Source organism: Devosia geojensis (assembly GCF_000969415.1).
Lineage (GTDB): Bacteria > Pseudomonadota > Alphaproteobacteria > Rhizobiales > Devosiaceae > Devosia > Devosia geojensis.
The window spans coordinates 1-2,379 of the sequence record NZ_JZEX01000178.1; the positions used below are offsets into that span (position 1 = coordinate 1).

3 protein-coding genes are annotated in these 2,379 nt (G+C 71.5%); all 3 read right to left on the reverse strand.

What is annotated here, in order from left to right:
* Window positions 1-123: 123 nt before the first annotated feature.
* Window positions 124-855: a precorrin-2 C(20)-methyltransferase gene (locus VE25_RS19465; protein ID WP_046110338.1), complete on the reverse strand. Its 732-nt coding sequence runs from the start codon at window positions 853-855 to the stop codon at window positions 124-126.
* A complete protein-coding gene (locus VE25_RS19470) occupies window positions 852-1,484 on the reverse strand; it encodes a precorrin-8X methylmutase (protein WP_046110339.1) in 633 nt (210 codons plus the stop codon). The genes VE25_RS19465 and VE25_RS19470 overlap by 4 nt, the downstream gene beginning before the upstream one ends.
* Window position 1,485: 1 nt before the next feature.
* Window positions 1,486-2,379: ferredoxin-like domain-containing protein (locus VE25_RS19475; protein ID WP_046110340.1), on the reverse strand; the 894-nt coding region annotated here is incomplete at its 5' end.

A 2,379-nucleotide genomic window follows, 5' to 3' on the forward strand; every position in this document is an offset into this window, starting at 1 on the left:
GGTCCACACAACGACCCCCACCCTCATTCCCTCCCCTCAAGGGGGAGGGAGGCGAAAGAGCCGCCGATTCCAATAAAGCCGGCCACGCTCCAGCAGAGGTGCCCCAAGCCCTTCGGCTGTGCATCACGCCCCTCCCCTTCCGGCCCAGCCGGGAACGAGCACCAGGGCGAAATAGGGCGCGGCATCATCGGCCTTTTCCGCCAGCGGCAGATGGCGGGCAGCGGCCATGGTGCCGCGCTCGACATAGACGGCGCCTTCGAGGCGGCCGGCGGCGGCGAGCGCGCGACGGACCTTGGGCAGGTTCCGCCCGAGCTTCATGACGACGGCTGCCTCGCTTTCACCAAGGCGCCGGGCAAGATCGGTTTCGGGGAGCGTGCCGGGCAGGACGCTCATCACGTCGTCGCCCTGCACCATCGGCACGCCGGCCGCCGACCAGCAGCCGGACATGGCGGTGACGCCAGGGATGACTTCCGTCGGGAAGCGATGGGCAAGGCGCACATGCATGTGCATGTAGGAGCCGTAGAACAGCGGATCGCCTTCGCTGAGGACCGCGACGGTGTGGCCTGAGGCAAGATGCGCGGCAAGGCGCTCGGCGGCTTCGTCATAGAAACCGGTGATGGCCGAAACATAGCCGGGATCGGTGCGCTCGATCTCGGTGGTGATCGGATAGAGCAGCGCTTCCTCGACCTGTTCCGGGCGGATGAGATCGGCGACGATGCCGCGCGCATTGCTGCCGTTGCCGGCCTTGGCGAAATGGGCGACGACGTCGGCGGCCTCGATGGCGCGGACGGCCTTGAGGGTCAGGAGCTCCGGGTCGCCGGGGCCGGTGCCGACGCCGATGAGACGCCCGCTCATAGCCCCGGCCTAGCCAAGGCATTGAGAGCCGCGGCGGTCATGGCGCTGCCGCCGAGCCGCCCGGTGACGACGGCATAGGGCACGCCATAGCTGTCCGCGACAAGCGCCTCCTTCGACTCGGCGGCGCCGACGAACCCGACGGGCATGCCGAGGATGGCGGCGGGCTTGGGCGCGCCGTCGCGCAGCATCTCGAGGAGATGGAAGAGCGCGGTCGGCGCATTGCCTATGGCGACGACCGCGCCGGCAAGGCGCTCGCCCCAGAGGTGGAGGGCGGCGGCGGAGCGGGTGTTGCCGATCTCCTCGGCGATCTCGGGCACGGCCGGGTTGCGCAGGGTGCAGAGGACGTCGTTGCCGGCAGGCAGGCGAGCGCGGGTGACACCATGGGCGACCATTTCGGCGTCGCAGAAGATGGCGGCACCATCGTTCAGCGCCGCACGGGCCGCCGTGACGAATCCCGGCGAAAAGACGATGTGGGCGGCGGCCTCAACCATGCCGGCGGCGTGAATCATGCGCACGACAACGTCCGCCTCCTCGGGCGAGAAGCGGGCGAGATCCGCCTCGGCGCGGATGATGGCGAAGGACCGCTCGTAGATGGCGGCGCCGTCCCGGATGTAGTCGTAGTGAGTCATGTTATTCCCGCAGAGCCGCCGCGATCCCCTCTGGACCGAGTCGGGCGAGCCATTCGGCCGCGCTCTCTTGTGCACGCTCGCGCGCGCGATACAAGCCTTCGAGCGCGGCAAGGCCGGCGGGAAGGGCTTGCGGCGCGAGGCTGGCGGCAGGTTCGGCCGAGGCGGAGCCGGCGGGTACCAGGCCGCAGGCGCCGCCGCGCAAGCCGACAAGCGTCAGTGGCGCGGGGCGCGGATGGGCGCAGCCCTTGGCGCAGCCGGAGACGTGGAGCGTGAAGCTGCCGTCGAGAAGGCCGGGCGCGATCTGCACCAGCTCGGCGGCGATGGCGCGTGTTGCGATCCGGCCGGAGGCGCAGCCATCGCGGCCGGCGCAGGCGGCGATGGCGAGGCGCGGATCGGCAGGATCGGCAACGAAGCCGAGGGCTTCGGCGCGCTTGCGCAAGGGAGCAACGGCTTCGGCGGCGAGGCCCACCAGATGGAGGCCCCTGCGGGGAGCGAGGCGGACCTCGCGGGCGCCGGCCTCATCGGCGGCCTCGGCAAGGGCGGCCAGTGCTGGCGCCTCGATGCTGCCGAACGGCAGCGCGAGGCCGAGGGCATGGGTGCCATCGGCGAGGCGGCGCGTGCCGGTGGGGGTAGGCGCGGAGGCGACGGGCCGGGCAAGCCGACCGCGCGCGAGAGGCCCCTGCGCGGCGATGGCCTTTAGCTGCGCGAGAACCTGCGCGATTGCGTCGGCTTCGCCGAGGGGATCGCCCGCGTTCACGCGCCATCCCCCGTCGGCCGCTTCGACGCGGATATCGGCGGAGAGGCCCGCAAGGCTCGACCCGCCGTCGACGATGACGGTGACCTTGGGCGAGAGGCGGGTGGTGGGCTCCCCTCCCCCTTGAGGGGAGGGGAGCCG